The organism is Streptomyces sp. SS1-1 (assembly GCF_008973465.1).
Lineage (GTDB): Bacteria > Actinomycetota > Actinomycetes > Streptomycetales > Streptomycetaceae > Streptomyces.
Window position 1 is genome coordinate 7028083 of the sequence record NZ_WBXN01000004.1, and the last position, 22454, is coordinate 7050536.

At 74.2% G+C, this 22454-nt stretch carries 25 protein-coding genes; 13 read left to right on the forward strand and 12 right to left on the reverse strand.

Annotated features, from left to right (window positions below; all coding sequences use genetic code 11):
- The first annotated feature begins 37 nt into the window (after positions 1–37).
- From F8R89_RS33495 to F8R89_RS33515, 5 genes are read left to right on the forward strand one after another with little or no spacing between them, the layout of a single operon-like run.
- A complete protein-coding gene (locus F8R89_RS33495) occupies positions 38–937 on the forward strand; it encodes an STAS domain-containing protein (protein ID WP_151787520.1) in 900 nt (299 codons plus the stop codon).
- Positions 934–1356 (forward strand): STAS domain-containing protein, encoded by a 423-nt coding sequence (locus F8R89_RS33500; protein WP_151787521.1) that lies wholly within the window; start codon positions 934–936, stop codon positions 1354–1356. Before F8R89_RS33495 ends, F8R89_RS33500 begins: the two co-directional genes overlap by 4 nt.
- Positions 1353–1793: an anti-sigma regulatory factor gene (locus tag F8R89_RS33505; protein ID WP_151787522.1), complete on the forward strand. Its 441-nt coding sequence runs from the start codon at positions 1353–1355 to the stop codon at positions 1791–1793. Before F8R89_RS33500 ends, F8R89_RS33505 begins: the two co-directional genes overlap by 4 nt.
- Entirely contained in the window at positions 1793–2860 is a 1068-nt protein-coding gene (locus F8R89_RS33510) for an ATP-binding SpoIIE family protein phosphatase (protein ID WP_151787523.1), read from the forward strand. The genes F8R89_RS33505 and F8R89_RS33510 overlap by 1 nt, the downstream gene beginning before the upstream one ends.
- Positions 2857–4590 (forward strand): PP2C family protein-serine/threonine phosphatase, encoded by a 1734-nt coding sequence (locus tag F8R89_RS33515; protein ID WP_151787524.1) that lies wholly within the window; start codon positions 2857–2859, stop codon positions 4588–4590. The genes F8R89_RS33510 and F8R89_RS33515 overlap by 4 nt, the downstream gene beginning before the upstream one ends.
- Positions 4591–4602: 12 nt before the next feature.
- On the opposite strand, the gene F8R89_RS33520 is transcribed toward F8R89_RS33515, so the two are convergent.
- The 3 genes from F8R89_RS33520 to F8R89_RS33530 form a co-directional block, all read right to left on the reverse strand.
- Positions 4603–5058 carry a MarR family winged helix-turn-helix transcriptional regulator gene (locus tag F8R89_RS33520; protein ID WP_151787525.1) on the reverse strand — a complete coding sequence of 152 codons (456 nt, stop codon included), beginning with the start codon at positions 5056–5058 and terminating at the stop codon, positions 4603–4605.
- A gap of 121 nt (positions 5059–5179) precedes the next feature.
- Positions 5180–5839 (reverse strand): response regulator, encoded by a 660-nt coding sequence (locus tag F8R89_RS33525; RefSeq protein ID WP_151787526.1) that lies wholly within the window; start codon positions 5837–5839, stop codon positions 5180–5182.
- Positions 5836–6807 carry a HAMP domain-containing sensor histidine kinase gene (locus F8R89_RS33530; protein ID WP_151787527.1) on the reverse strand — a complete coding sequence of 324 codons (972 nt, stop codon included), beginning with the start codon at positions 6805–6807 and terminating at the stop codon, positions 5836–5838. The genes F8R89_RS33525 and F8R89_RS33530 overlap by 4 nt, the downstream gene beginning before the upstream one ends.
- Positions 6808–7056: 249 nt before the next feature.
- Here F8R89_RS33530 and F8R89_RS33535 point away from each other — a divergent pair, with 249 nt between their 5' ends.
- From F8R89_RS33535 to F8R89_RS33550, 4 genes are all read left to right on the forward strand, one after another.
- A complete protein-coding gene (locus F8R89_RS33535; protein WP_179199536.1) occupies positions 7057–7542 on the forward strand; it encodes a cation:proton antiporter regulatory subunit in 486 nt (161 codons plus the stop codon).
- 4 nt (positions 7543–7546) lie between these two features.
- Complete coding sequence (locus F8R89_RS33540) at positions 7547–8791, forward strand: cation:proton antiporter (protein WP_151787528.1); 1245 nt, start codon at positions 7547–7549, stop codon at positions 8789–8791.
- A 271-nt stretch (positions 8792–9062) separates the two neighbouring features.
- Positions 9063–9359, forward strand: a complete 297-nt coding sequence (locus F8R89_RS33545) for a DUF3040 domain-containing protein (protein WP_151787529.1) — start codon at positions 9063–9065, stop codon at positions 9357–9359.
- A gap of 221 nt (positions 9360–9580) precedes the next feature.
- Positions 9581–10012, forward strand: a complete 432-nt coding sequence (locus F8R89_RS33550) for a hypothetical protein (protein WP_151787530.1) — start codon at positions 9581–9583, stop codon at positions 10010–10012.
- A 62-nt stretch (positions 10013–10074) separates the two neighbouring features.
- On the opposite strand, the gene F8R89_RS33555 is transcribed toward F8R89_RS33550, so the two are convergent.
- From F8R89_RS33555 to F8R89_RS33570, 4 genes are all read right to left on the reverse strand, one after another.
- On the reverse strand, positions 10075–10569 hold the full coding sequence (locus tag F8R89_RS33555) for a peptidylprolyl isomerase (RefSeq protein WP_151787531.1): 495 nt from the start codon (positions 10567–10569) through the stop codon (positions 10075–10077).
- 109 nt (positions 10570–10678) lie between these two features.
- Positions 10679–11368, reverse strand: coding sequence for a GAF and ANTAR domain-containing protein (locus F8R89_RS33560; RefSeq protein WP_151787532.1), 690 nt, complete (start codon positions 11366–11368; stop codon positions 10679–10681).
- Positions 11369–11451: 83 nt separating this feature from the next.
- A complete protein-coding gene (locus tag F8R89_RS33565; RefSeq protein ID WP_151787533.1) occupies positions 11452–11940 on the reverse strand; it encodes an HIT family protein in 489 nt (162 codons plus the stop codon).
- Between the two features lie 43 nt (positions 11941–11983).
- The gene (locus tag F8R89_RS33570; protein ID WP_225994569.1) at positions 11984–13348 is read right to left on the reverse strand and encodes an MFS transporter; all 1365 of its coding nucleotides are present in this window, start codon (positions 13346–13348) and stop codon (positions 11984–11986) included.
- A gap of 145 nt (positions 13349–13493) precedes the next feature.
- Here F8R89_RS33570 and F8R89_RS33575 point away from each other — a divergent pair, with 145 nt between their 5' ends.
- Genes F8R89_RS33575 through F8R89_RS33585 form a run of 3 tightly spaced genes read left to right on the forward strand, consistent with a single transcriptional unit; the run spans position 13494 to position 17413 of the window.
- A complete protein-coding gene (locus tag F8R89_RS33575) occupies positions 13494–14351 on the forward strand; it encodes an ABC transporter ATP-binding protein (RefSeq protein ID WP_151787535.1) in 858 nt (285 codons plus the stop codon).
- Positions 14348–15334 (forward strand): iron-siderophore ABC transporter substrate-binding protein, encoded by a 987-nt coding sequence (locus F8R89_RS33580; protein ID WP_151787536.1) that lies wholly within the window; start codon positions 14348–14350, stop codon positions 15332–15334. Before F8R89_RS33575 ends, F8R89_RS33580 begins: the two co-directional genes overlap by 4 nt.
- Positions 15335–15337: 3 nt before the next feature.
- The gene (locus F8R89_RS33585) at positions 15338–17413 is read left to right on the forward strand and encodes an iron ABC transporter permease (protein ID WP_151787537.1); all 2076 of its coding nucleotides are present in this window, start codon (positions 15338–15340) and stop codon (positions 17411–17413) included.
- Here F8R89_RS33585 and F8R89_RS33590 read toward each other — a convergent pair.
- Positions 17401–18003: a TetR/AcrR family transcriptional regulator gene (locus F8R89_RS33590; RefSeq protein ID WP_225994570.1), complete on the reverse strand. Its 603-nt coding sequence runs from the start codon at positions 18001–18003 to the stop codon at positions 17401–17403. The two genes, F8R89_RS33585 and F8R89_RS33590, sit on opposite strands and share 13 nt — an antisense overlap.
- A 73-nt stretch (positions 18004–18076) precedes the next feature.
- Between F8R89_RS33590 and F8R89_RS33595 the strand changes: the two genes are divergently transcribed.
- A complete protein-coding gene (locus F8R89_RS33595; protein ID WP_151787538.1) occupies positions 18077–19003 on the forward strand; it encodes a DMT family transporter in 927 nt (308 codons plus the stop codon).
- 1 nt (position 19004) lies between these two features.
- Here F8R89_RS33595 and F8R89_RS33600 read toward each other — a convergent pair whose 3' ends face one another.
- From F8R89_RS33600 to F8R89_RS33615, 4 genes are all read right to left on the reverse strand, one after another.
- Positions 19005–19592 (reverse strand): cysteine hydrolase family protein, encoded by a 588-nt coding sequence (locus F8R89_RS33600; RefSeq protein WP_264158898.1) that lies wholly within the window; start codon positions 19590–19592, stop codon positions 19005–19007.
- A gap of 105 nt (positions 19593–19697) precedes the next feature.
- Positions 19698–21170 carry an aminotransferase class I/II-fold pyridoxal phosphate-dependent enzyme gene (locus F8R89_RS33605; RefSeq protein WP_151787539.1) on the reverse strand — a complete coding sequence of 491 codons (1473 nt, stop codon included), beginning with the start codon at positions 21168–21170 and terminating at the stop codon, positions 19698–19700.
- Between the two features lie 45 nt (positions 21171–21215).
- Complete coding sequence (locus F8R89_RS33610) at positions 21216–22250, reverse strand: iron-containing redox enzyme family protein (protein WP_151787540.1); 1035 nt, start codon at positions 22248–22250, stop codon at positions 21216–21218.
- Complete coding sequence (locus F8R89_RS33615; protein WP_151788386.1) at positions 22247–22417, reverse strand: CDGSH iron-sulfur domain-containing protein; 171 nt, start codon at positions 22415–22417, stop codon at positions 22247–22249. Before F8R89_RS33615 ends, F8R89_RS33610 begins: the two co-directional genes overlap by 4 nt.
- Positions 22418–22454: the final 37 nt, after the last annotated feature.

A 22454-nucleotide genomic window follows, 5' to 3' on the forward strand; every position in this document is an offset into this window, starting at 1 on the left:
GGTCGGGGCAGCGCACAACCAACGAGGAGGGAACTTCGTGCCGGAACAGCACACCGCAGAGGACAGGACCGATCCCACGCAGGAGGTGGCCGCCTTCCTGCGGGAGCGACGCGAGCAGATCGCCCAGCGCTGGGCGGACGCCGCGGTGTTCCGCACCGTGTTCACCGTCTCCCGGGACGAGGCGGCCGAGGCCGGCCGCGCCGTCGTCGAGGCCCTGGCCGCGGTCGCCGCGTCCGGACGCATCGAGGACCTGGAGGCCGACGGCTTCGCCGTGGTCCGCGAGCAGCTCGCGCGGACCGCGCACGCCCGCGCCCGGGCCGGCGCCACCACCGGGCAGATCTCCGCGGAGATGGAGGCGCTGCGCCCGCCCGTCACCGAGCTGCTGCTCGACGAGCTGTCCGGCGCGCCCGCCGACCACGTGCGCGAGTGCACCACCGTCCTCGCGGTGCTGATGGGCACCCTGCGGCTGGTCATGCTGGAGACGACGACCGTCGCGGGCCAGGACCTCATCAACCGGCAGCGGCTGGAGATGCTGGAGATCGCCACGCCCGTGATCAAGCTGTGGGAGGGCATCGTCGCCGTCCCGCTCATCGGCACCCTCGACAGCGCGCGCAGCCAGGTCGTCATGGAGACCCTGCTGGACGCCATCGTCGAGCAGCACGCGCGCATCGCGATCCTGGACATCACCGGCGTGCCCACCGTCGACTCGCTGGTGGCGCAGCACCTGATGAAGACCGTCGCGGCGGCCCGTCTCATGGGCGCCGAGTGCATCGTCTCCGGCATCCGCCCCGCCATCGCGCAGACCATCGTCCACCTCGGCATCGACCTGAGCTCGATCCTGACCCGCGCCAGCCTCGCGGACGCCCTGGCCTACGCCCTCCAGCAGCAGGGCGCGCACATCGTGCCGTCCGCCGGCCCCGTCGCGGAGCCGCGATGACCGGCGCGACCGCCCCGCCACCCGACGGCTTCGTCCCGGTCCTGCGCCTCGGCGGCATCCTGCTGGTCACCCTCCAGGGCGACCTGTACGACAGCACGGCCGAGAGACTCCGGCAGGACATCGGCCGGACCGTCTCCGACGACGCGGTCACCGGTGTCGTCATCGACCTCTCGGGCGTCGAGATCGTCGACTCCTTCATGGGCCGCGTGCTCAGCGACATCGCGGCGATGACCCGGCTGCTGGCCGCGCAGACCGTCGTCGCAGGCATGCGCCCCGCCGTCGCCATCACCCTGGTCGAACTGGGGCTCACCCTGCCGGGGCTGCGTACCGCCCTGAGCACCGAGGAGGCCATGAACCTGCTCGGTGCCGAGGTGGCGCACCTGCCCCGGACCGCCGGCGCCCGCCGGGAGCGCCCGTGACCCACACCGGAAGTGTCTCCGCCCGGCTGCCCCTGACCTCGGACCTCGACCTGGTCCGGGCGCGGCAGCACGTGCGGCAGATGACGGCCGAGCTCGGGTTCAGCCTGGTCGAGCAGACCAAGCTGGTCACCGCGGCCAGCGAGCTGGCACGCAACGCCCTCGTCCACGGCGGCGGCGGCCGGATGGAGTGCGCGGAGGTGACCGACGGCGGCGTACGGGGGCTGCGCCTCGTCTTCAGCGACGACGGCCCCGGCATCGCGGACCTCGACCAGGCCCTCTCCGACGGCTACACCTCGGGCGAGGGACTGGGCATGGGGCTGCCGGGCGCCCGGCGCCTGGTCCACGAGTTCTCCGTCGACAGCGCCCGCGGCCACGGCACCACCGTCACGGTGACGTCGTGGGTCGCCGGGCCGCCCCGGCCGCGCGAGGGCTCCTGATGCCCCGCGTCTGGGAGGTGCCGGTGCACGACTCGACCCGGGTCCGCGACGTCCGCGTCGCGGCCCGGGACGCGGCCGGGCGTGCCCGGCTGCCCGAGGAACGGGTCTCCGCCGCGGAACTCGTGGCCACCGAACTGGCGACCAACCTCCTCAAGCACGCGGGCGGCGGACGCGTCCTGCTCGACCTCGTCCCCCCGCCCGCGCCGGCGTACGGCGACGACGACCTCCGGCTCGTGCAGATCCTCGCCGTCGACCACGGCCCCGGCATCGCCGACGTCGAGACGGCGCTGCGGGACGGCTTCACGACCGCCGACTCCCTCGGCGCGGGCCTCGGCACCTGCCGGCGCACCGCCGACGGGTTCGGCCTGCACAGCGTGCCCGGCCGGGGCACGGTCGTCCTGGCCAGGATCGGCTCCGCCCCGCCCGGCACCGGCCCGTACCCGCCGCGGGTCCCGGTGCGGGCCGGCGGCGTCAACGTCCCGCTGGCCGGCGGCGAGTTCTCCGGCGACGCCTGGACGTGCGTGCGCACCGCCGACCGCGTCACGCTGATGCTGGCCGACGGGCTCGGTCACGGCCCCCTGGCCGCCCGCGCCTCCTCCGCGGCCACGCACACCCTGCACCAGGCGGCCCACCTCCCGCCGTCCGAGCTGCTGCGGCGGATGCACACTGCGCTGCGCGACACCCGGGGCGCCGCCGTCGCCGTGGCCCAACTCGACGTCACCAGCGGTCAGTTGTATTTTGCCGGGGTGGGAAACGCGGGGGCCCGGCTGCGTCGGCAGGACACCTGGCACGGACTGGTGTCGCGTCCCGGCATCGTCGGCGCCCACCTCCCCACACATCTGCACCAGCACCAGGAGCCCTGGACCCCCGACAGCCTCCTCGTCCTGCACTCCGACGGCCTGCCGAGCCGCTGGAGCCCCGGCCCCGCCACCGGCGGGCCGCGCCTGCTCGACCCCGCCGTCGTCGCCGCCTCCATCGTGCGGGACGCCAGCAGCTCCGCCCGGCCGGTCCGCGACGACACCGCCGTCGCCGTACTGAGCCCCAGCCCCCCGGACCCCTCCTCATGATCCGAACCTGGTCCGTCCGCACCGTCACCGACGCCGCGCGGGTCCGTATCGCCGCGGCGCGGCTGGCGGCCGCGTGCGGGGTCGGCACGGTCGAACGCACCCGTCTGGTCACGGCGTTGACCGCGCATCTGCGGCAGTGCCTCACCAAGGGCGGGGTCTGGCGGGTCGGCGTCACCGCCACCCCGATGCCCGGCGGCGGCGAGTTCGTCCTCGAGGTGGAGGCGGAGGGACGCCGCCCGCAGGACCGCCGCCGGCCCTGGCGCACGGCGATCTCCTGCGCCGGGGGCCTGGACCTCTCCGACGGCGACCACGACGGCGAGGACCCGACCGCCCTGGCCGAGGCCCTGTTCGGCGCCGACGAGGACACCGCCCTGCTGCTGGAACGGCTCGACGAGCAGGAGGCCCTCGTCGTCTTCCACCGGGAGGAACTGCACCAGACCAACCAGGGCGTCCTCGCCCTGCACGCCGAACTCGACGCCGCCAACCAGGCCCAGCGCCGCCTCTTCGACGCCGAGCAGAAGGCACGCCGGGAGGCCGAGGCGGCCCGCGGCCGGCTGACCTTCCTCGCCGACGCCAGCGCCGCCCTGACCGCGTCCCTCAACCACGAGGCCATCGTGCGGCTGCTGCCCGCCCTGCTGGTCCCGCGCTACGCCCGCGCCGTCGACATCTGGCTCTTCGACGGCACGGAGAGCAGCAGCCCCGACCGCGGCGCCTCCCACCCCGCCGCCGCGGTCGTCGCCGCCCGCCGTGAACGCCCCCAGTACGCCGCCGACCACCCGGGCGGCCTGCCCGGCGTGGACGACCAGCCGCCGTCCGCCCTCGACCCCGGCCGGCCGCTGCTCTGCATCCCCCTGCTGACCCGCAGGGCCCCGCAGGGCGTCCTCACGCTCACCGCCCCCGACGAGCGCTGGGACGCCGACGACGCCGTCATGCTCATCGAACTGACCCGCCGCGCCAGCATCGCCCTGGAGAACGCCCGCAGGTTCGAACACAACCGGGACATCGCCGAGACCCTCCAGCGCGCCCTGCTCACCGACCTGCCCAGCACCCCCGGACTGACCCTGGCCGCCCGCTACCTCCCCGCCACCCGCGGCCTCAACATCGGCGGCGACTGGTACGACGCGTTCCGCCAGCCCGACGGCAGCCTCATCACCGTCGTCGGCGACGTCACCGGGCACGGACTGCACGCCGCCGTGATGATGAGCCAGCTGCGCACCGCCCTGCGCGCGTACGCCGTCGACGGCAGCAGCCCCGGCCAACTCCTCACCCGGCTGCACGAGTTCCTGCACCGGCTGCGCATGGACCTGTACGCCACCGCCGTCATCGCCCGCTTCCACCCGGACGACGACACCCTCACCTGGGCCGCCGCCGGGCACCCGCCGCCGGTGCTGCGCGGCCCCGACGGCGAGGTGGTGACCCTGGACGCCAAACCGGGCGCCATGCTCGGCATCCCCCTGCAGCAGCGCATCGCCGACCACACGGCGCCGCTGCCCCCCGGCTCCACGCTCGCCCTCTACACCGACGGGCTCGTGGAACGCCGGGCCCAGGGCATCGACCCCGGCATCCGACGGCTCACCGAGGCCCTGGCCACGTTCCGCGCCGACGAACTCGGCCAGGACCTCGAAGGGTCCGCCGACCGGCTGCTGCACCCGCTGCTGCACGACTCCGAGCACGACGACGACGTCTGCCTGCTGCTGTGCCACGTGCACGGCGGCGAGCACCCCGCCTGAACCGGCGGCCGCCTACACGGTGTCGAAATCGTCGTGCGCCAGGGAGCGCAACACGCCTTCCAGCCCGACGCGCTGAGCCGCCGCGACGCCGTCGAAGGCGGCCGTCAGACGCGCGGAGAGCACCCGGGTGAGCTCCGCCAGGAACCGGTCGCCCTGCGCGGTGGTCTCCAGCCGCACCTCACGCCGGTTGTCCGGCTGCACACAGCGCCGCAGCAGCCCCGCGGCCTCCAGCCGGTCGCACAGCCGGCTCGCCGTGGGCAGGCCGATCCGCAGATGCCCCGCCAGCGCGGTCACATTGAGCTCCGGGCGCCCCCGTACGGCTCTCAACGCCCGGACCTGACGCGGCGACAGCCGTGGATTCACATCCGCGACCGCCGAGAACCACAACGTCACCAGCCCCTCCACGGCCTCGACGGTCTCACGTCCGACCGTGCCGGAGGGGAGGGGGGAATCCTGTTCGCGGGGCATGGTCCGTCATCCTGCCTGGACTTCATCAGTGCAAAGGGGCGTACCCGGAGCGCGGGAGAGTACACGGCCGTACACAGTACGAACACGTATCACCGAGGTACCGGCCCGCACAGGACGACGGCTAGGGCTCGATGAGGCCGACGCGGATGGCGTAGCGCGTCAGCTCCAGGCGGTCCCGCAGGCCCAGCTTCTGCAGCAGGTTGGCCCGGTGCCGCTCCACCGTCTTGATGCTGATCACCAGCAGCTGCGCGATCTCCTTGGAGGAGTGCCCCTCGGCGACGAGCTTGAGGATCTCCTCCTCCCGCTCCGTGATCGGCCGCGCCGGCAGCCGGTCACCCGAGCGGATGCGGTCCAGATAGGTGCGGATCAGCGCCGACTCGGCACCCGGATAGATGAACGGCTCGTCCCGCAGCGCCGCGCGGCACGCCTCCACCAGGTCCCGGTCGGCCACGGACTTCGGGACGTACCCGGAGGCGCCCGCCTTCAGCGCCTCGAAGAAGTACTGCTCGTTGTCGTACATCGTCAGCATCAGCGTGCGCAGGCCGGGCAGGACGCGGGACAGCTCGCGCGCCGCCTGGAGCCCGGTCTGCCGGGGCATGGCGATGTCGAGGATGGCCAGGTCGACGTCCTCGCCCAGCTCACGGGCCCGCTCGATGGCCTCCGCGCCGTCGGCGGCCTCGGCCACGACCGTCAGATCGGGCTCGGCGTCGAGGATCAGCCGCACTCCGCGACGCACCAGGGCGTGGTCGTCGGCGAGCAGGATGCGGGCGGGTGCGGTCATCGTGCGTTCTCCTGGGGACGGGGGACGGACGGACTGCCGTCGACGCACAGGCGGATCTCGGTCCCGCCGTGCGGCCCGGGGCCGACGGTCAGCTCGGCGCCGACGAGCAGGGCGCGCTCCCGCATGCCGCTGAGGCCGGTGCCCTCCGGCGCCGACCCGATCCCGCGGCCGTCGTCGCGGACCAGCAGGGTCACCCGGCCGTCCGGCTCGGGCCGCAGGCACACCTCGACCCGGGTGGCCCCGGCGTGCCGCGCGGTGTTGGTGAGCCCTTCCTGCGCGACCCGGTACAGGACGAGCTCGGTCGCCGGGTCCAGGGCGGGCATCCCGGGCGCGATGTGCGTCGTGGCGCTCAGCCGGGAGGTGGTGAACTCGTTCGACAGGGCCCGCAGGGCGCTGTGCAGCCCCAGCTCCTCCAGGACGCCGGGCCGCAGCCGGCGGGCGATGCGGCGGATCTCCTCGAGGCCCGCGCGGGTGGTCTCCTGCGCTTGGCGCAGATCGGCGCGGACCGTCCCGGGCGCCCGGTCGGCGGCGTGCTTCAGCTGGAGCAGGACCGCGGTGAGGGTCTGGCCGACCTCGTCGTGGAGCTCCTGCGCGAGGCGCTGCCGCTCGGCCTCCTGCGCGGACAGCACCCGGCCGGTGCTGGTGGCCCGCTCCGCCTCCAGACGGGCGAGCATCGCGTTGAACGTCTTGGTCAGATCGGCCATCTCACCGGGCCAGGTGACGGTCGTACGGCTGCCGGGGCGCAGCAGGTCGGCGGTGGCCATGGCGCGGGTCAGCCGGGCCAGCGGGGCGAGCCCGAGGCGCAGCAGGACGGCGTTGGCGACCAGCATCACGGCGAGTCCCGTCAGCAGGACCAGCGCCTCCCCGAACATCACCGGGGTGGACACGGTGACCGGCCCCAGGAGCAGCAGGACCGCGGCGAGCAGCACCGCGGCGTTGAGGAGGAAGATCCGCCAGTACAACGTCATGATCGCCGCCCTTCCCGCCGATGCTCACCTCCACCGTCTCCCGTGGCCGCCGGACGTCGGGGCCCGGCCTGTGAAGAGGCCCACTGCCCCGCACCATTCTCACCGCCGGCGCCGGCCCCCGTCCATCCGTGCTGACACCCATATCCCCAGCTCGCGAGCACCTGGCACCATGAACAGCGCACGGTGGGCCACCGGGCCGACGAGCCGTGCCAGCACCACAGTCGCGAACGAACATGGAGGGGAGGGGTTGTGCCTGCTCCGCGGATGAGCACCACGCCCTTGCCGGGGATCGGTGTCCAGTACGACCTCACCACACGGGAGCACCGCCATCTGTCGGTGATCGCCCACCGGGACGGCACCCGGACGGTGAACGTCTACCGGGCCGACGACCCCGACGCGTGCGCCCAGTCGCTGCACCTGACCGAACCGGAGACCGCCTCGCTGATCGACGCCCTGGCCCCCTCCCACCACAGTCCGAACCTGCTGTCCACGACCGACCTCGGCCTGGTGGCCGAGCGCATCGAGCTGTCCAGCACCTCGTACTGGAACGGGCGCGTCCTCGGCGACACGAAGATGCGCACCGAGACCGGAGCCTCCCTCGTCGCCGTACTGCGGCGCGCCCAGGCGATCCCCTCGCCGACGCCGGACTTCCGGCTGGCCGGGGGAGACATCCTGATCGTCATCGGCACCCGCGAGGGCGTGGAGGCGGCCGCCGCGATACTCGGGCGGGAGTGATTCGATGCACTCCTCCGCAGTCTTCCTCATCGAGTTCGGTGCGATCATCCTCGGCCTGGGCCTGCTCGGCCGGCTGGCCGGGCGCCTGCAGTTCTCGCCGATCCCCCTGTACCTGCTGGCCGGTCTCGCCTTCGGCGAGGGCGGGCTGCTGCCGCTCGGCACCAGTGAGGAGTTCGTGGCGATCGGCGCCGAGATCGGCGTCATCCTGCTGCTGCTGATGCTCGGCCTCGAGTACACGGCCAGCGACCTCGTCTCCAACCTCAAGACGCAGTACCCGGCGGGTCTCGTCGACGCCACCCTGAACGCCCTGCCCGGCGCCGCCATGGCGCTGCTGCTGGGCTGGGGCCCGGTCGCCGCCGTCGTCCTGGCCGGCGTCACCTGGATCTCGTCGTCGGGCGTCATCGCCAAGGTCCTCGGCGACCTCGGCCGGCTCGGCAACCGCGAGACCCCGGTCATCCTGAGCATCCTCGTGCTCGAGGACCTGTCCATGGCCGTCTACCTGCCGATCCTCACGGCCCTGCTGGCCGGTGCCGGGATCGCCGCGGGCAGCCTCACGCTGGCCATCGCGCTCGGTGTGGCCGGGCTCGTCCTCGTCGTGGCCGTGCGCTACGGCCGGCACATCTCGCGTTTCGTCTCCAGCGACGACCCGGAGAAGCTGCTCCTGGTCGTCCTCGGCCTGACCCTGCTGGTCGCCGGGCTCGCCCAGCAGCTCCAGGTCTCCGCGGCCGTCGGCGCCTTCCTCGTCGGCATCGCCCTGTCCGGTGAGGTCGCCGAGGGCGCGCACAACCTGCTCGCACCCCTGCGGGACCTGTTCGCCGCGGTGTTCTTCGTCTTCTTCGGGCTGCACACCGACCCGGCGAGCATCCCGCCCGTGCTGCTCCCGGCCCTCGCGCTGGCCGTCGTCACGACCGCGACGAAGATCGCCACCGGCTACTGGGCGGCGAAGCGCGCCGAGGTCGGCGTCAAGGGCCGCTGGCGCGCGGGCGGCACGCTCGTCGCGCGCGGCGAGTTCTCCATCGTCATCGCCGGACTCGCCGTGACCGCCGGCATCGAGCCGTCGCTCGGCCCGCTGGCCACGGCCTACGTCCTCATCCTGGTCGTGGTGGGCCCGCTGACCGCCCGTTACACCGAGCCGGCCGCGGCCTGGTTCGCCCGCCGGCGCGGCGGCTCCACGCCGCCCCCGTCGGCGGAACGGCTCCCCGAGGAGTCCGCTCAGGCGGTCCAGAGCGGTCCGTCCGGATCGGGCTGAGCCCTCCGCGTCGCGCGCGGGAGGTGCGCGACCGCTGAACGGCCCGGGCGGCGGCTCCGGTGGGGAACACCCCCGCCGGGCCCGCCGCCCGGGCCGTGTGTGCGAGGGGTTCGTGCAGGTCCCGCGTCCCGCGCTTGTGGGTGTCGCGCCCCGGGAAACATGGGTGCGGGGACCGATGGCAAGGGCCGGGCCGCCCGGGTTCGACTGTCGGTGACCCCTCCCTCGATGGAACGGCTCCAGGCGCGGCGACGCGCTCCGGGAAGGAGGAGCCATGCCCACGTCCGACGACGACCGCCTGGTCGCGCTGGAGACCCGCCTCCTGCGGGACGATCCCCGCTTCGTCCGGCGGTTCCGCGCGGGCCGCCCCGCCCGCCCCCACGAGTACCGCCGCACCCGCGCCTGGTGGCTGCTCGGGGTCGGTCTCACCACCCTGGGCACCGGCATCGCCGTGGCCGACGGGCTGGTCATCGCGGCGGGCCTGGTGCTCGCCGGTATCGCCGTGGAGCGCTGCGACCCCCAGCGGACCCGCGGCCGCACCGGGCGGCACGACGGGCGTCCGCCCCGCTGAACCGCGGGGACCGGCCGGGAGACGGCCGGGGGGCGCGACGACTGGCCGGAACGGCTGTTTCCCCGGTGCGTCGCCGGTGCCACCCTACGAGCGGGCCCGGAACCGGCCGCGAAGGCCGTCCGGGGACCGGTGAGACAATCAGGCTTCAGTGTGATGCGCCGTGGCGACCGGGACGATCCCCTCCGCCGGGCGACGGGGGCGGACCGGAAGGAAACACCGCAGTGATCGAATGGGTGTCCCTCGGCAATGGCGCCAGGCCCGTTCCCCAGCCCGTGCCCACCCGTCTGGTGTGGGCCGGGGCGTTCGGCGGGGCACTGGTCCTCGTGGCACTCGTCCACGCCGTCGTCGGCCCGGACCGGCCCTCCCTGGCGCTGACCGCGCTGTCGCTGCTGGCCGCGGTCCTGGGGCTGGGCGCCCGTTTCAGCGCGGCCCCCGGGACGGCCGTCCTGTGCTGGCTCTTCCTCAACGCCTTCGGTGTGCCGCCCGAGGGCACGCTGACCTGGGCCGGGTCCCGTGACACGGGCTGGCTGGCGTGCCTGCTCGCCGCCGCGCTCGTGGGTACGGTCCTGGCGAGGGTGCGGTACGCGCGCGCCGCGTACCGGCGGCTGGGCCCGGCCGCGGGCGGCGCCCCGGAGGGCGCGGGCGACGCCTGACCCCGGTGACGCGGACGGCCCGGCGTGGAGTCCACGCCGGGCCGTGCCGTGCCGACGGTACGTCAGGCGACGATGCCGGAGTCCTCGATGACGATCTTCTTGGCTGTCGTGCCGGAGCGGCTGCCCAGGGCCTCGACCGCCTTGACGACGTCCTCGCCCTCGACGACCTCGCCGAAGACGACGTGCTTGCCGTCCAGCCACGGCGTGACGACCGTGGTGATGAAGAACTGGGAGCCGTTGGTGTTCGGGCCGGCGTTCGCCATGCTCAGCAGGTACGGACGGTCGTGCTTCAGCTGGAAGTTCTCGTCGGCGAACTTCTCGCCGTAGATGCTCTTGCCGCCGGTGCCGTTGCCGTTGGTGAAGTCGCCGCCCTGCAGCATGAACTCGGGGATGACCCGGTGGAAGGGCGCGCCCTTGTAGCCGTAGCCGTTCTGGCCGGTCGCCAGCTCACGGAAGTTGCGCGCGGTCTTCGGCACGACGTCGTCGAAGAGCCGGAAGACGATGCGGCCGAGGTTCTCGCCGCCGGCCGAGATCTGGAAAAAGACGTTCTCGCTCATGGCCCTGATTCTCCACTCCCGGCTCTGCCAGGTCGAACACGGCCCCCCGGGCGTGGCGAGGGGGCGGTGGGCTAGAGTGCGGCCCGCCCGCGCACCCGCGTGCCTTCCCTCAGGTCAGGGCGCCCTTCTCGCAGATCTGCCGGGCGACCTCGCGGAGCTTGACGTTGTTCTCCTGCGAGTAGCGGCGCAGGACGTCGAAGGCCTGTGTCTCGTCCAGTCCGTGACGGCCCATGAGGATGCCCATGGCCTCGCCGATCAGATGACGGGTGGCGACGGCCTCCTCCATCTGGGCGTGGGTGCGGGCGCTGGAGAAGGCGATCGCGGCGTGGGAGGCGAGCAGCCACCCGGCGAGCTCGCTCGCGCCGGTGAAGGCGCCCGGCTCGCGGGAGTAGAGGTTGAGGGCGCCGAGATCCTCGTCCTCGGTGTAGAGCAGGAAGCCCATCATGCTGCCGACGCCGAGTTCCTGGGCCCGGGGCGCATAGCGGGGCCAGCGCGCCGCGTCCGAGGTGAAGTCGGGGATGCGGAAGACCCGCTCGCCCGTGCGGGAGTGCGCGGCGTCGAAGCAGGGCCCCTCCCGCAGCTCCCCTTGGATCCGGTCGCTGGCCACGACGAGGTCGTCGGTGGGGGCCAGCGTCTGGACTCTGTCGCCGTGCAGCACCAGGATTCCCGCGGCGTCGCAGCCCTCCACCAGTTCGGTGGCGGAGCGCGTGATCCGTCCCAGGGTCGCGTCGACCGATTCCTGCGCCAGGAGATCGCGTGCCATCGACGCCATCTGCTGCGCGAACCAGGCCCAGTCCATCGCGTCCTCCACCTCTCGGGGTCCAGGCCGTGCCGGCCTCCCAGCATTCCACGGGGCGGCACGCGCCGCCGGGCGCTCCCGGGTCAGCGCGGCGATCCGTGGCCCGCGAGCCGGTCGAGCTCCGCGCCGATGGCCTCGCGCAGGGGGTCGTGCCGCGGGCCCAGGGCGTGCTCCGGTGCGCTCCAGGAGCCGCGCGGGTACAGCCACACGGGCAGGCCGACGAGGTCGTCCGGCTCCCAGTCGTAGCGGGGCCACACGTGGGCGTGCAGGAAGGGGTCGGTGTTGCCCAGGATCTCCAGGTTGACCCGGCGGAACCCGGGGTCCAGCCGCCCGCAGGCGCGTTCGACGGCCTCGCCGAGCCGGTCCATGCCGGACAGGAAGGCCAGGCGTCTGTCGCGCGGCAGGTCGGAGAGCCGCCGGGCCGCCGGATCGTCGGACAGGAGGACGCAGTAGCCGGGGAGGAACTGGGTGTCCCCGATCACCGCGAACCCGGCCTCCAGCCGGCGCAGCACGGTGGGGTTCCGCCCCCGCAGCGCGCTGCCGATCCTGTCTCCGCGCCATGTGTCGTCCATGATCGGGGACAGTAGCGCGCACGAGTCCGTGGCCGGCGGCCGGTCACCGCTTCGGCACGCACCGCCGGGCCAGTGCCGCCGCCGTGACGTAGGCGGCGGCACCCGCGGCCATGCTGACGCGCAGTCCGGCCGAGGGGTCGGCGGCGGAGGCGAGCAGGCTGCCGCCGAGGGCGACCCCGGTGGCGCTGCCGATCTGGCGGGCGGTGTTGAACAGGGCGGAGGCGGTGCCCGCGTACGCGGCGGGTACGGCGCCCATGACGGTGGTGGTCGTGCCGGTCAGGGCGAACGAGGTGCCGAACCCGGCCGCCATCATCGGGGCGACCAGGAGGGCGTAGCCGGGGTCGGGGCCCGCCGCCGCCCATCCGGCCAGGCCGAGCGCGGCCACGAGCATGCCGGTGACCACCAGGGGCCGGTCGCCGGTACGCCGGGCCAGCCGGCCGGACAGCACGGAGGCGAACATGGTCGTCGCCACCGCCGGGAACAGCGCGAGCCCCGTCTCGAAGGCGCTGTAGCCGCGCCCCCGCTGGAACTCCAGGCTGGCGGTGAACACCATGCCGTAGAAGGCGAAGTTGAACAGCAGGCCGATCGCGGCGCCGCCGCTCGTCGCCCCTGCCCGCAGCAGGGCCGGCGGCAGCGCGGGGGAGCGCGCCAGCCGCTCGCGGACGGCGAAGGCCACGGCGGCGAGGACGGCCAGGCCCAGGCCCGCGAGGACGGCCGGGTCGGTCCAGCCGCGCCGCCCGGCCTCGTTGAGGGAGGCGGTCAGCAGGGCGACGGCCGCCACGACAGCGCACTGCGCGGGCCAGTCGAGGGCCCGGTCGGACCGGCGGGGCGAGGGCGCCACATGGCGCAGCGTCAGGGCCAGGCAGGCCGCGCCGACCGGGAGGTTGACGAGGAACACCCAGCGCCAGCCGACGGTGGACACGAGCGCGCCGCCGAGCAGCGGTCCGGCCGAGGCGGCGATGCCCGCCATCGACCCCCACAGCCCGAAGGCGCGCGAGCGGGCGGCCGGTTCCGGATAGGACTGCTGGAGCAGGGCGAGGGAGCCCGGGACGATGAGGGCCGCGCCCAGTCCCTCGACGAGGCGGGCGGCGACGAGGAACGCGGCGTCCGGCGCGAGGGCGCACGCGGCGGACGCGGCGGTGAACACGGCCACGCCGGCGCAGAACACCCGGCGGTTGCCCAGCCGGTCGCCCAGCGCGCCACCGCTCAGCAGGAACCCGGCGAGGACGAGCGTGTAGCCGTCGGTGACCCACTGGACGCCGGTGAGCGAGGCGGAGAGGTCGCGGCCGACGACGGGGACGGCGACGTTGATGACGGTCACGTCCAGGATCACCATGAAGTAGCCGGCGCACACGGCCAGCAGCGGCGCCCAGCTCCGCCGTTCACCCCCCGGCCGCGCCTGGGCCACGGTCGTCCCTCCTCCGCTCACGGCGAGATTCCGTGGACCGCCACAGTAGGCGCCGGGGGCCGCGAGTCGGGGAAGCGGCGGCGTCCCGTGTCCGGATGGCGGACCCCTTGATCATGGCTACTTAGGTTAGGCTAACCTGCGTAACGTGCAAGCAGAGGAAAAGGTCCTGGCGGCGGCGCGTCCCCGCGGGCATGAACTGTCGGCCACGGACGTCACCGTGGCGTACGACGGCGTCGACGTCGTCCACGGCGCGTCGCTGTCGCTCCGGCCCGGTGACGTGACCGTGCTGGTGGGCCCGAACGGCAGCGGCAAGTCCACCCTCCTGCGGACCGTGGCGCGCCTGCAGAGGCCGCGCACCGCCGCCCTCGTCGTCGACGGCGCCGACGGGCTCGCGCTGACCCCGCGTGAGTTCTCGCGCCGCGTCGCCCTCCTGACACAGGGCCGCCCCACCCCGAGCGGCCTGACCGTACGGGACGTCGTCGCGTTCGGCCGGTACCCCCACCGGGGCCGCTGGGGCGGCGCCGACCCGGACGGCACCGCCGCCGTCGAGCGCGCGATGGCCATGACCGGCGTCGGCGACCTCGCCGCGCGCGGCGTGGAGCACCTCTCCGGAGGCCAGGCGCAGCGGGTGTGGCTCGCGAGCTGCCTCGCCCAGGAGACCGGCGTGCTCCTGCTCGACGAGCCGACCACCTACCTCGACCTGCGCCACCAGATCCAGCTCCTCGACCTCGTCCGCGACCTGGCCGACGACCACGGCATCGCCGTCGGCGCCGTCCTGCACGACCTCGACCAGGCCGCGGCGCTCGCCGACCGCGTCGTCCTGCTGCACGAGGGACGTGTCGTCGCGGACGGCACCCCCGACGACGTGCTGACCGCCGAGCGGCTGACCCCTGTCTACGGCATCCGCATCGAGGTCGGCACCGACCCGCTCACCGGCCGGCCGCGCACCCGCGCCCTCGGCCGTCACCACACCCGAACCGAAAGGCCCGGCACTCCCTCATGAGACGCCTGATCACGACCGCGGCGGTCGCCACCGCCGCGGCCCTCGCCCTGACCTCCTGCGGCACCACCGAGCCCGCGGCCGACGCCGCCGCGCCCAAGAAGCAGGACAAGGCCATCACTCTCACCGACGCCTCCGGCACCGAGGTGAAGCTGGACGGGCCGGCCGAGAAGGTCGTCGGCACCGAGTGGCACGAGGTCGAGCTGCTGGTGTCGCTCGGCGTCGACCCGGTCGGCGTCGCCGACGTGAAGGGCTACAAGACCTGGGACCAGGCGGTCCCGCTGAAGAACGAGCCCAAGGACATCGGCACCCGCGGCGAGCCCAGCATGGACACCGTCGCCGCGCTCGCCCCGGACCTCATCGTGGCCAGCACGGACCTGCCGCCCGCCGCCGTCAAGCAGCTGCGCGAGATCGCCCCGGTGATCGAGGTGCGTTCCGCGAACGCGTCCGACCCGCTCGGGCAGATGACGAAGAACCTCGACCTCATCGCCGAGGCCACCGGCACCACCGAGCGGGCCGGCGAGATCAAGAAGGACTTCGACAACGCGCTGAAGGAGGGCGCGAAGGCGCTCGCCGACGCCGGTCTCGACGGCGCCGCGTTCGCCTTCGCCGACGGCTACGCCATCTCCCGCCAGGTCTCGCTGCGGCCCTACACCAGCGGATCGCTCATCGGCGCCGTCAACGAGAGGCTCGGCCTGAGGAACGCCTGGACGGTCGACGGCGACAAGGACTACGGCCTCGGCACCACCGACGTCGAGGGCCTCACCGAGCTGCCCGCCGACGTGCGGTTCGCCTACATCGGCAACGACGGCGACAAGAGCAGCACCCCCTTCACCGGCGCCCTCGCGAAGGACAAGGTGTGGACGTCGCTGCCGTTCGTGAAGAAGGACCACGTGCACCGGCTGCCCGACGGCATCTGGATGTTCGGCGGGCCGGTCTCCATGGAGCGGTACGTCGACGCCCTCGTCGGCGAGCTGACGAAGTAGCAGATGGCCGTCACCGCACCCCCGTCCGTCGCCCGCCCGACGGCCGCCGCCTCCCCGACGGGCACGGCCGCGGTGACGGCCGGCCTGGTCCTGCTGGTCGCGGCCCTCGCGGTCGTCGACATCACCCAGGGCACAGCCGACGTCGGAGCCGGCGAGGTCTGGAAGGCGCTCACCGGCCGGGCGGGCGCCGGCGACACCTCCGTCGTCGTCGCCTCCCGGCTGCCGAGGGCGGCCGCCGGTCTCCTCGTCGGCGCCGTCCTCGGCATGGCGGGCACCGCCCTGCAGGCCGTGAGCCGCAACGTGCTCGCCTCGCCCGACACCCTCGCCGTCAACGCCGGCTCCTACCTGGCGCTGGGACTGGCCGCCGTCACCGGTGTCTCGCTGCCGCTGATCGCCTCCTCCGGGATCGCCTTCGCCGGCGGCCTCGTCGCGGCGGCCGTCGTCCTCGGCCTGTCGGGCCTGGGCGCCGGCACCGTACGGCTCGTGCTCGCCGGCACCGCCCTCGCCCTCGGCCTCACCGCCGTCACCGAGGGACTGCTGCTGCTCTTCCCGCAGGAGACACAGGGCCTCTACCAGTGGAACCAGGGCGGCATCGGGCAGAGCGGCTTCGACGGCGTCCTCCAGATGGCACCCCTGGCCATGGCCGGCCTCGCGGGGCTGCTGCTGGTGGCCCGGCGCCTCGACGCCCTGGCCCTCGGCGACGACGCCGCCCGCGGCCTGGGCGTCCCGGTACGGGCCACCCGTGTCACCGCCGTGGTCCTCGCCTCCCTGCTGTCGGCCACGGCCGTCACCCTGGCCGGGCCCATCGGCTTCGTCGGCCTGTGCGCCCCGGCCCTGGTCCGGGCCCTCGCCCGCAGGGCCCACGGCCTCACCCGCACCCGCGGGCGCCTGCCCGCCGCGGGCCTCACCGGCGCGGCCCTCGTGCTCGGCTCGGACGTGCTGCTGCGGACCCTCGTGCCCTCCGACGTCGCGGTCGCCGTGCCGACGGGCGTCGTCACCAGTCTCGTCGGCGCCGTGTTCCTCGTCGTCATGGCGGCCCGGCTGAAGGACACCGCCGAGGCCGCCCCGCCCGACCGGCTGCGCATCCGCGGCCGGGCCGTGTTCCTCACCACCACGGCCGTGCTGGCCGTCCTGCTCGTGGGCGTCACGGTCGCGGCCGTCCTGCTCGGCGACAGCAAGCTGCTGCTGGGCGACGTCGTCAACTGGGCGCAGGGCCGGGCGGGCCGCGGCGTCTCCTTCGTCCTCGACACCCGCACGCCCCGCGTCCTCGCCGCCCTCCTCGCGGGCGCGGCGCTCGCCCTGTCCGGCACGCTCGTCCAGGCCGTGACGCGGAACCCCCTCGCGGAGCCCGGCGTCCTCGGCGTCTCGGGCGGCGCCGCGCTGGGCGCGGTCCTGCTGGTGACGACGGTGCCCATGGCCGGATCGTGGGGCATGGCCGGCGCGGCCCTCGCGGGCGCCGCCGTCAGCTCCGCCCTCGTCTTCGGGCTCGCCGCGCGCGGCGGCTTCGGGCAGAACCGGCTCGTCCTCGTCGGCATCGGCGTGGCCACCGCGTCCACGGCCCTGATCGGCCTGCTCATCGTGCTCACCGACCCGTTCAACGCGACCAAGGCGCTCATCTGGCTGTCCGGCTCCACCTACGGCCGGACCCCGCCCGACCTCGTGCCGCTCGCCGCCGTCCTCGTCGTCGGGCTGGCCGTCGCCGTGTCCCGGCGCACCGAGCTGGACCTCGTCTCGCTGGACGACGACACCCCGCGGCTGCTCGGACTGGGCCTGGCACGGGGGAGGTTCGGCTTCCTCGTGCTCGCCGTCCTGCTCAGCGCCACCGCGGTCGCCGCCGCCGGCACGATCGGCTTCGTGGGACTCGTGGCCCCGCACGCGGCCCGGGCGCTCGTGGGCCGGCGGCACGTCCGGGTGGTCCCGGCCGCGGTGCTGCTGGGTGCCGTGCTGGTCTGCACGGCGGATCTGCTGGGCCGGACGGTGATCGCGCCGGCCCAGCTCGGGGCGGGCCTGATGACGGCGGCCGTGGGCACGCCGTACTTCCTGTACCTGCTGGTGCGCGGCCGGCGTCAGGGCCGCTGAGCGCGGGCCGCGTCCAGCAGGGCCTCGGCCTGGTCGCGGGCGTGACCGATGGGGTCCGGGAACACGCCCAGGCCGTACGCGACGAGCGCCCCCTCGTGCAGCAGCATGAGGGAGCGGCCCAGCCGCTCGGCGTCGCCGGGGGCGGCCTCCCGCGCCAGGTCGGTGAAGAGGGCCAGCATCCACGCCTTCTGGCCGGTGATGATCGGGTACGCCGGATGGGCCGGGTCGCTGATCTCGGCATGCGCGTTGACCATGCTGCAGCCCTTGGAGTTGTGGTCCCCGGCCCAGGCGCGCGAGGCGTCGAAGACGGCCCGGACGCAGGCGCGGGCGTCCGGCCCGGCGGTGTCCAGCGAGCCGTCGAGGAAGGCCCGCCAGCGCTCGTCCCGGTCGGCGAGGTACTCCACGACCAGCTGCTCCTTCGATCCGAAGCGGTCGTAGATCGTCTTCTTGGTGGCCCCGGCCTCGGCGGCGATCAGGTCGACGCCCACGGCGTGGATGCCCCGCTCGTAGAACAGCCGGTCCGCGGCCGCCCGCACCCGCAGGGCGGCCGGCGTCATCGTGATCCGTCGCGGATTCCGTACGCTCTCCATGGCCGCAGTGTATACCGATCTGTATATTGGATGGGGCAGCGACTATACCGATCTGTTTACTGGAGGCCCGGACATGAACGTGCTGCTGTCGGCCGCCTTCGTGATCTGCTGGAGCTCCGGGTTCATCGGGGCCAAGCTCGGCGCGGGAAGCGCCTCCGCCGTCACCCTCCTCATGTGGCGGTTCCTGCCGCTGGCCCTCGTCCTGCTCGCCGTCGCCCTGGCCCGGTCCTCCTGGCGCGGGCTCACCCCCCGGGACGTGGCCCGGCAGGTCGTCGTCGGCGCCCTCTCGCAGAGCGGCTATCTGCTCACCGTGTACGGGGCCATCCAGCTCGGCGTCTCCAGCGGCACCACGGCCCTCATCGACGGCGTGCAGCCCCTCGTCGCCGGGGCGCTGGCCGGACCGCTCCTCCACCAGTACGTCTCCCGCCGGCAGTGGCTCGGGCTCGGACTCGGCGTGGCCGGCGTCGCCGTCGTCACCGGCGCCGACGCGGCCTCCGGCGGGCACGCCGCCTGGTGGGCCTACGCCGTCCCGTTCCTCGGCATGCTGTCGCTGGTCGCGGCCACCTTCCTGGAGGGCCGCTCCCGTACGAAGGTGGCGCCCGAGGCCGCGCTGACCACGCACTGCCTGACCAGCGCCGTCGTCTTCACCGCGCTCGCCGTCGGCGCCGGGGCGGCCGTACCGCCCGCCGAGCCCTCCTTCTGGATCGCGACCGCCTGGCTCGTCGTCCTCGCCACCTTCGGCGGGTACGGCCTGTACTGGCTCATCCTCAGCCGCTCGGGCGTCACGCAGGTGAACACCCTGATGTTCCTGATGGCACCCGTGACGGCCGTCTGGGGGGCGCTGATGTTCGGCGAGCCCTTCGGCGCCCAGACCGCCCTCGGCCTGGCCGTCGCCCTGGCCGCCGTGCTCGTCGTCCGCCGCGGTGCCGCTTCCGGTGACCGGCCCGCCGAACGGGTCCCGGACGACACCGCGAAGGCGGCGGCCGGGGCCCGGCGCTGACTCACCCGTCGAAGTCGACGTCCGCCGCCTCGACGATCCGCGCCCCCATGTTGAGTTCCATCATCTCCAGCGCGGCGGACGCCAGATGCGGATGGATCGAGGCGACGGCGTCGCTGGGCACCGTGACGTCCAGGTGCCGGATGTGCGCGTCCAGCGCGGAGTACAGCACACACTGCTCGGTGACCTGCCCGGTCACCACCACATGCCCCACACCCAGCCGCCACAGCAGATACGACAGGGGCGTCTCGTAGAACGCGGAGTGCCGGGCCTTCACCACGAACAGCGACTCGTCGTCCGGGCGGATCGGCTCGACCAGATCGGCGCGCGGCTTGGACAGCGCGCTCTCCACGAGCTCGCCGTGGTGGGAGCGCCAGCGCCCGAAGTTGTCGTTCGCGTAGATCACCGGCACGTCCGCCGCGCGGGCCCGCCCGATCAGCTCCGCGAGGACCGGCACGACCGGCTCGACGGACGGCACGAGCAGCTCGGCGTCCTCGTGGTCATAGGTGTTGATCATGTCGACCACCAGGAGGGCGACCTTCCTCGTGTCCGTCGGGTCGGTGCGGGGGGTGCTCCCGGAGTCTTCAGTCACGTCTCTCCCTGGGGAAACGGTCGTTATGGGCGAAACGCGCAGACGGGTACCCGGTGGCGGTGCCGGCGTAACGGGGGCCTACGGGTGAGGCGTGCGGGACGGTCGTCAGTCCTCGGCGACGACCCGGACCGTGCCGAGCCGCTGGTCGGCCGCGTCCGGCAGGAACATGCCCGCCCCGACCCCGGTCAGCAGGTACTCCAGCACCGGCTCGGTCAGCCGCTCACCGGGCAGCACCGCGGGGATGCCGGGCGGGTACGGGGTGATCATCTCGGCGGCGACCCGGCCGACGGCGTCCTGCGGGGCGACCTTCTCGTGGCGGGCGAAGTAGGCGTCCCGGGGCAGGTCCGCCTGCTCCATCCGCAGCTCGGCGGGGGAGGGGACCGCGACCCGCGGGGCGTCCCGGAGGTCCGAGGCGTGGTCAGCCAGGTCGCGCAGCGCCGTGAGCAGACGCTCGGTGGTCTCCTCGTCGTCGGCGTGGGTGAGCTGCGCGCTGATCCTGCGGTGGTCGAAGAGGTGCCCGTCGATGTGGTGGTGCTCGCGCAGCCAGTCCGCCGCCCGGTAGCCGGTCGTGCCGAGCGCGCTGATGTCGATGACCACCGGCAGCGGGTCGAAGCCGGAGGCCATACCGGGGCCGCAGAAGTCCGCCTCGTCGTGGACGTGCATGCCGTCGATCGCCTCGACGGCCTCACGGGTGCGCGCGGCCAGCTTCAGCGCCCCGCCGATCAGGTCGTGGCCGTGCTGCACCATCTGCCGCCGCCAGGCGTCGATCCCGGCGTAGATCAGCACGTTGGGGCTGGTCGTGTCCAGGAGGTCGGCGCGGGAGGCCAGCTCCGCCGGGTCGATGAGGTCGCCCTGGAGGTGGAAGACGGAGCCCTGCTCCAGGCCGCTGCCCATCTTGTGGATGCTGGTCACGCAGATGTCGGCGCCCGCGTCCATCGCCCAGGCCGGCAGATCGGTGTGGAAGGGGAGGTGCGCGCCCCAGGCCTCGTCCACGACCAGCGGCTTGCCGCGGCGGTGGCAGACCTCCGCGATCCCGGCGAGGTCGGCGGCGGCCCCGTACGGGGTCGGGCTGGTGACCAGGGCGCCGTCCGCGTCCGGATGCTCCTCGAACGCCTTCTCGTACGCCTCCGTCGACGGCGGGTGCGCGATGCTCCGCTCGGCGTCCCAGCGGGGCTCGACCCACACCGGCTCCACGCCGGACAGGATCAGCCCGGCGACGACCGACTTGTGGGCGTCGCGTCCGACGAGGAGCCTGTGGCCGGGGCAGGCCACCGTCAGCATCGCGGCCTTCACCGACAGGGAGCTGCCGCAGGTCGAGAAGAACGTGTGGTCCGCGTGGACCGCGTCCGCCATCAGCCGCTCGGCCCGCACGAGGATCTCGTTGCGCGCCAGCCGGTCGTCGAGACCGCCGTTGGCGAGCACGTCCCCGAAGAACACGGCGTCGCCGAGCACGGCACGGGCCCGGGGGTCCGCGCCCCGGGCCCGCTTGTGGCCCGGGGGCGTGAAGGCCAGCTCGTCGGCGTTCCGGTAGGCGGCGAGCGCCTCGAGGACCGGGGCTTCAGCGTGGTTCATGGTCATGCGCGCCGGGTTCCCCGAGTCCCGTCCCCGATGCGGCGCCGGACGTCAGGCGGCCGTCCCGGCCCGCCCGGGGGCCCGCAGCGCCGAGCCGCCGTCCCGCCACGTCGCGAGCAGCCGGGCCGCCAGCCGGTCCTCCAGATGTCCGGTGGCGCGGATGCCGAACACCACGTCGGCCTCCAGGGCCGGTTCCTCCTCCAGCAGCCCGCCGATGACGTCGTGCCGTACGACCTGCTCGTGCACCGCGTCCGCCTCGACGTGCTCGGCGTAGAACCGTACGGCGGCCGGGCCCGCCCCGACCCGCTCCAGTGCCTCGGCGAGCCGCCGCGACCCCGGGGACGAGGTGACCTCCACCGACGCGAAGTGCCCCACGAGGGCGGCCCGCAGCGCCCGGTGCAGACCGAACAGGGACATGAGGTTGACCGTCGCCAGCATCTCGGCGGGAGCCGCGTCGAGATAGTGGCCGTACGCCGTCTCCAGCTTCAGGTCCGCCATCAGGTCGGCGAACAGCTGCGCGTGGATCTCGTCCGCGCGGCCCCCGCCGAACTCGTCGAACTCGATGGCCACCATCGCCGCCTTGGCCCGCCCGTACAGACGGGGGATGACCCAGGCGTGCGGGTCCGCCTCCTTCAGGTGGTACAGCGAGCGCAGCGCCGCGTACTCACGCAGGTGGTCGAGGGTGCCGTCGTCCCGCAGGAAGTGCGAGACGCTGCCGGTGCCGTCCACCGGCTCGACCTGCAGCTCGTCCAGGGCCGCCCACGCGCTGTCGCCGTCGCCGACCGGGACGTCCGCGCGCAGCGCGCCCAGGAAGCGGTCCTCCAGCGCGCCGCGCACGGCGAGCAGCCGGCTGTCCCACTCCCGGGCGTCCGGCACCCCGTCGAAGCCCTGGTAGTGCAGTTCGTACAGGACGTACAGGGCGAGCTGGAGGTCGTCGCCGTACGGCTCGGCGCCGGCCGGGGACGGCACGTCGACGTCCCGCTCGCCGCGCAGCAGGCCCAGGACGGCGGCGGACAGCGGGCCGCGCGGCGCGGGCAGCCCGGGCACCGTCCGCCGGGAGAGAGGCGGGGCAGTCGTCGTGGTCATGCGGTCTCGTCCTCGTCCTTCGTCGTCCGCTTCGCGCGCTTGCGGTGGCTGGTGTCGCACCAGGGGAAGATCTTGCTGCGCCGGCAGGTGCAGACGGCCACGCTGAACCGGTCGCAGACGGTCACCTCGCCGTCCTCGCCGACCACCTCGACGGGCCCCTCGACCATCAGCGGGCCGTCCCGCTGGACCCGGATGCGGCGGGGC

Coding starts and splice junctions, on each gene's coding strand:
- F8R89_RS33500 (WP_151787521.1), top strand. CDS start 934: ATGACCGGCGCGACCGCCCCGCCACCCGACGGCTTCGTCCCGGTCCTG.
- F8R89_RS33510 (WP_151787523.1), top strand. CDS start 1,793: ATGCCCCGCGTCTGGGAGGTGCCGGTGCACGACTCGACCCGGGTCCGC.
- F8R89_RS33515 (WP_151787524.1), top strand. CDS start 2,857: ATGATCCGAACCTGGTCCGTCCGCACCGTCACCGACGCCGCGCGGGTC.
- F8R89_RS33520 (WP_151787525.1), bottom strand. CDS start 5,058: ATGCCCCGCGAACAGGATTCCCCCCTCCCCTCCGGCACGGTCGGACGT.
- F8R89_RS33525 (WP_151787526.1), bottom strand. CDS start 5,839: ATGACCGCACCCGCCCGCATCCTGCTCGCCGACGACCACGCCCTGGTG.
- F8R89_RS33530 (WP_151787527.1), bottom strand. CDS start 6,807: ATGACGTTGTACTGGCGGATCTTCCTCCTCAACGCCGCGGTGCTGCTC.
- F8R89_RS33540 (WP_151787528.1), top strand. CDS start 7,547: ATGCACTCCTCCGCAGTCTTCCTCATCGAGTTCGGTGCGATCATCCTC.
- F8R89_RS33545 (WP_151787529.1), top strand. CDS start 9,063: ATGCCCACGTCCGACGACGACCGCCTGGTCGCGCTGGAGACCCGCCTC.
- F8R89_RS33555 (WP_151787531.1), bottom strand. CDS start 10,569: ATGAGCGAGAACGTCTTTTTCCAGATCTCGGCCGGCGGCGAGAACCTC.
- F8R89_RS33560 (WP_151787532.1), bottom strand. CDS start 11,368: ATGGACTGGGCCTGGTTCGCGCAGCAGATGGCGTCGATGGCACGCGAT.
- F8R89_RS33565 (WP_151787533.1), bottom strand. CDS start 11,940: ATGGACGACACATGGCGCGGAGACAGGATCGGCAGCGCGCTGCGGGGG.
- F8R89_RS33580 (WP_151787536.1), top strand. CDS start 14,348: ATGAGACGCCTGATCACGACCGCGGCGGTCGCCACCGCCGCGGCCCTC.
- F8R89_RS33585 (WP_151787537.1), top strand. CDS start 15,338: ATGGCCGTCACCGCACCCCCGTCCGTCGCCCGCCCGACGGCCGCCGCC.
- F8R89_RS33590 (WP_225994570.1), bottom strand. CDS start 18,003: ATGGAGAGCGTACGGAATCCGCGACGGATCACGATGACGCCGGCCGCC.
- F8R89_RS33595 (WP_151787538.1), top strand. CDS start 18,077: ATGAACGTGCTGCTGTCGGCCGCCTTCGTGATCTGCTGGAGCTCCGGG.
- F8R89_RS33605 (WP_151787539.1), bottom strand. CDS start 21,170: ATGACCATGAACCACGCTGAAGCCCCGGTCCTCGAGGCGCTCGCCGCC.
- F8R89_RS33610 (WP_151787540.1), bottom strand. CDS start 22,250: ATGACCACGACGACTGCCCCGCCTCTCTCCCGGCGGACGGTGCCCGGG.
- F8R89_RS33615 (WP_151788386.1), bottom strand. CDS start 22,417: ATGGTCGAGGGGCCCGTCGAGGTGGTCGGCGAGGACGGCGAGGTGACC.